At 75.2% G+C, this 4000-nt stretch carries 5 protein-coding genes; 1 reads left to right on the forward strand and 4 read right to left on the reverse strand.

The window, feature by feature from the left end; translation table 11 throughout:
* Positions 1–61 precede the first annotated feature (61 nt).
* The 4 genes from EF903_RS29775 to EF903_RS29790 all read right to left on the reverse strand — a co-directional run bounded on the left by EF903_RS29775 (position 62) and on the right by EF903_RS29790 (position 3517).
* A complete protein-coding gene (locus EF903_RS29775; protein ID WP_125548108.1) occupies positions 62–985 on the reverse strand; it encodes a sigma-70 family RNA polymerase sigma factor in 924 nt (307 codons plus the stop codon).
* Complete coding sequence (locus EF903_RS29780) at positions 982–1275, reverse strand: hypothetical protein (protein ID WP_125548109.1); 294 nt, start codon at positions 1273–1275, stop codon at positions 982–984. Before EF903_RS29780 ends, EF903_RS29775 begins: the two co-directional genes overlap by 4 nt.
* Before the next feature lie 171 nt (positions 1276–1446).
* Positions 1447–2874: an ATP-binding protein gene (locus EF903_RS29785; RefSeq protein ID WP_312845979.1), complete on the reverse strand. Its 1428-nt coding sequence runs from the start codon at positions 2872–2874 to the stop codon at positions 1447–1449.
* Positions 2840–3517: a response regulator transcription factor gene (locus EF903_RS29790; RefSeq protein ID WP_125548110.1), complete on the reverse strand. Its 678-nt coding sequence runs from the start codon at positions 3515–3517 to the stop codon at positions 2840–2842. Before EF903_RS29790 ends, EF903_RS29785 begins: the two co-directional genes overlap by 35 nt.
* A gap of 128 nt (positions 3518–3645) precedes the next feature.
* On the opposite strand from EF903_RS29790, the gene EF903_RS29795 reads away from it, so the two are divergent.
* On the forward strand, positions 3646–4000 hold a 355-nt coding region (locus EF903_RS29795; protein ID WP_148142605.1), incomplete at its 3' end, for a hypothetical protein.

Here is a 4000-nt window from a genome sequence, read left to right on the forward strand (position 1 = left end):
GTCCGCGATGTCGTCGGGCGGGAGCGGGGCGTCGCGGAGGCGGGCACGGGAGAGCAGTTCGTCAACGGTCGAGGCCACGGGGGTGTCCCTCCTCGGCGGTGCTCGCGGGGTGCAGGATGGTGTGCAGGTTGCGCTTGGCGTGCCGTTCGGTGGAGCGCACCGAGGCGAGGGAGACGCCCAGTTCGGCGGCGGCCTCGCCGTCCTCCATGCCGCACAGGTGGCGCAGGACGATGACGTCCCGCTGCATCGGGGCGAGTTCGGCGACGGCCCGGAAGAGGGCCATGCTCTCCCCGATCTGGCCGACCGGGTCGGGGGCCGTGGCGAGGGCGACCGTGTCGAACGCGGTCTGGGCGAGCGAGGGGCGGCCGCCCTCCTTCGGGGCGCGTTCGAGGACGGTCTGGCGCAGGATCGGCCAGGCGAACCGCTCGGGGTTCTCGCTGGCGAGCGCGTCGTGCCAGAGCAGCAGCAGGAGGGTGAACACGTCGCCGACGGCCCGGTCTACGAGGGCCGGCCGCCGCAGGAACACGGTCGCGTACCGGCGGTAGCGCGGCCGGTGCATCTCCTGGAACGCCAGGTAGTCCAGCGGGACCTGGCGGGCCTGTGCGAGCGGGCCGCCGCGGTCTTCGTTCAGGCAGTCCTTGATCCAGGACGTCTTCTTGCCGGCGTGCCGGGCCGCCATGACCCAGCGCAGCCGCATCGTCTCGTACGGGACGCGGGGCCGAAGGGCCATCAGCACGGCCCGGGCGAACGTCCAGCGGGGGTACCGGCCGACGGCCCGGAGGAGTTCGGAGAGGTGGGACTTGGGTCGTCCGGTGCGGAGCCGGAGCTCGTCCAGGGTGAGGCCGCTGTCGTGGAAGGCGTCCCGAAGCGGCTCCAGCCAGGCGCGGTGCGCCGCCCCTGCGCCATCCGCTATGGGGCCGAGGGGCCGGCCCGGCTTGCCGCGGCGGTCCTGGGGGACGTCCTCGGACGCCGAGGGGATCGTCATGGCCGCGCCTCCCCGTGCGGGCCCCGCTCCGCGGGCCGGCCGGGGACCGGCTCGGCACCGCGGTCGGGGCCGTCGGGGCCGGGGGCCCGGCGGTCGGCCGGCCCGCGGTCGGCATGTCCGCGGTCGGCGGGTCCGCTGCCCGCCTGCACGATCTGCTGCACGCCCAGGGCGATCGAGGGGATCAGGGCGGCGACGGCCGCCACGGGCTGCCCGGCCGCGACCATCACCGCGCAGAAGGCGGAGATGGCTAACAGGGCCACCACCGTGACGATCATCCGGTTGTTCTTCATGCGCCGTCCTCCGGCTGCCACGTCTTGTCGATGTCCGTTCGGGATGCGGCTCCCGGCACCGGCGGCGCCCCCTCCAAGAGCCGGAAGCAAGCATGGAGTGAACACGGACGGACAGGGGCGGAAAAAAGCAGAACGGATCGGAACGGGGAACAATCAGAAGCCGGCCGGCAGTCAGTCGGCGGCGAGCGGCAGGGTGGCCCGCAGCCTGGCGCCGTGCGGCGCGTCGAGCGCGACGAGGGTGCCGCCCAGCCGGGTCGCGATGTCCCGCGCTATGGCAAGTCCCAGGCCGGTGCCGCCCTCGTCGCGGCTGCGGGCGTCGTCGAGGCGGGTGAACCGCTCGAAGACGCGCTCCCGGTCCGCGGCGGGGATGCCCGGACCGTCGTCGCGCACCTCCACGACCGCCGCCCCGCGCTCCCCGTCGACGCGCAGGGACAGCACGACCCGCCGCTCGGCGTGCCGCTGCGCGTTGTCCAGCAGGTTGGCGAAGAGCCGCGTCAGCCACAGCGTGCTCCCGCGGACGGTGGCCTCCCCCGGCAGGTCCGGCTCGACGGGCACCGGTCCCCCGCGACGCTCCCGGGCCGCGTCCCGGAGCACCCCGGCCAGGTCCACGCAGCTGTCCGGCGGCGGCTCCGACGTGTCGAGGCGGGCCAGCAGCAGGAGGTCGGACGCCAGGTCCTGGAGCCGGACGGTGTCCTCCAGCGCGCCGCTGACGAGCTCTTCCCACAGCGCCGGGTCGGGGTGGGCGCGGGCCACCTCCAGCTGGGTGCGCAGCACGGTGATGGGGCTGCGCAGTTCGTGCGAGGCGTCGGCGATGAAGCGCCGCTGCCGTATCCCCGCGGCCTCCAACCGGTCCAGGGTGGCGTTCACCGTGACGGCGAGGCGGGCGACCTCGTCCTGGCTGGGCGGCACGGGCACACGGCGGTGCAGGTCGCGTTCGCTGATCTCGGCGACCTCGGCGCGGATCGTCTCCACGGGGCGCAGCGCCCATCCGGTGACCCGCCACGTGACCAGGGCGACGGTGAGGACGAGCAGCGGGACGACCACGGCCAGGACGGCTTTGAGCGTCTCGTCGGCCGCGTCGGCCTGCCGCAGCGAGGTGCCCGCGTACACGGTGACGAGGCCGCCACCGGTGACGGTCGTGACCTGGACGACGCGGTGGCGCTGCCCGCCGCGCACCGGGCCGCGCTTCCACGTGTCGCGGACGGTGCCGGGCTTGCCGGGGCGGGTCGCGGTGAGGGCGGGGCTGCCGAACAGGTTGGGCGTCGCCGCCAGGACGCGGCCGCGGGCGTCGACGACCTGGAGGAAGTCGGCCCCCCGGCCGGGCACGAGCACCGGCTCCAGCCCGCCGCCCGCCGCGGTGGCGGCGGTGGCGAGCGCCTGCCGCTCGGCATCGGCCTGCGCGCCGCGGACCAGGTTGCCGTCGAGGATGCCGAGCAGGGCGAACGAAGCCGCACCGAGGGCCATCGCGACCACGGCGCTCGCCCCGAGCGTGGCCCGGGCCCGCACGGACCGCGGCCGCAGCCGCCGCAGGAGGGCGCACAGTCGGGCGGCCGCCGTCCCCGACTCACCCACCGTCGGCCGCCAGGCGGTAGCCGGCACCGCGCACGGTCTCGACGGCGGCCCGCCCGAAGGGGGCGTCTATCTTCCGGCGCAGCGCGCTGACGTGCACTTCGACGACGTTCAGGTCGCCGTCGTAGGCGGCGTCCCAGACGTTGTCCAGGATGTCCCGCTTGGCGACGACCTCGCCGGCCCGCCGGGCCAGGTACTCCAGGACCGCGAACTCGCGGGACGTCAGCCGCGCCTCCGTCCCGCCGCGCGTGCACCGCTGCCTGGCCGGGTCTATCACCAGGTCGCCGAACTCCATCACCCGCGGGCGCCGGCGGCCGGTCCGCCGGACCAGGGCGCGCAGCCGGGCGACGAGGACCACGTACGAGAACGGCTTGGAGAGGAAGTCGTCGGCGCCGGTGTCGAGCGCCTCCGCCTCGTCGTACTCGCCGTCCTTGGCGGTCAGCATGAGGATGCCGGACTCGCAGCCGCCGGCCCGCAGCCGGGCGCAGACCCGGTAGCCGTTGAGGCCCGGCAGCATGATGTCGAGCACGATGGCGTCGTAGTCCCGCTCGGAGGCCAGCCACAGGCCTTCCGGCCCGTCGTGGGCGACGTCCACCGAGAATCCCTCCGCCTGCAGGCCCCGCTGCAGGGCAGCGGCCAGCCGCCGCTCGTCCTCGACCACCAGTACGCGCATGGGGACAGGTTCTCAGGTCCGCCTGCCGAAAGGCTGAAGAGGTCTTCAGACTCCTTCAGCGGGGCTTCAGGATCCGCGGTGCAGTATTCCCCCCGTAGCCGGACCCGTACGACACGAGGAGCAGCCCCATGAGCGAGACCACCGGCCCCCTGCCCCCCGAGCAGACCGCACCGCCGAAGGCGGCCGGCCGCGGGCGCGTGGCCCGGCTGGTGCGCCGGGGGCGTACGCGCTGGATCGCGCTCGGGCTGGTCGCCGCGGCCGGCACAGGCGGCGCGGTGGCGCTCGCCGCCACCGTGCACGACCACAGGGAGCACGCGCGGGCCGGCTTCAGCGCGATGGTCCGCGAACACCACCGCTTCGGCGACTGGCAGCAGAAGGGCGCGCCGCGCCCGGAACCGAAGCGCCACCGCACGGGCGAGGCCTCGCCCGTGCGGTGGCGCTTCGGTTCCGGGCGCGGCGCGCCCTTCTGCTGCCAGTCGCCGA

Origin of the sequence: Streptomyces sp. WAC05292 (assembly GCF_003949955.1) — a bacterium.
In the GTDB taxonomy this organism is placed as follows: domain Bacteria; phylum Actinomycetota; class Actinomycetes; order Streptomycetales; family Streptomycetaceae; genus Streptomyces; species Streptomyces globosus.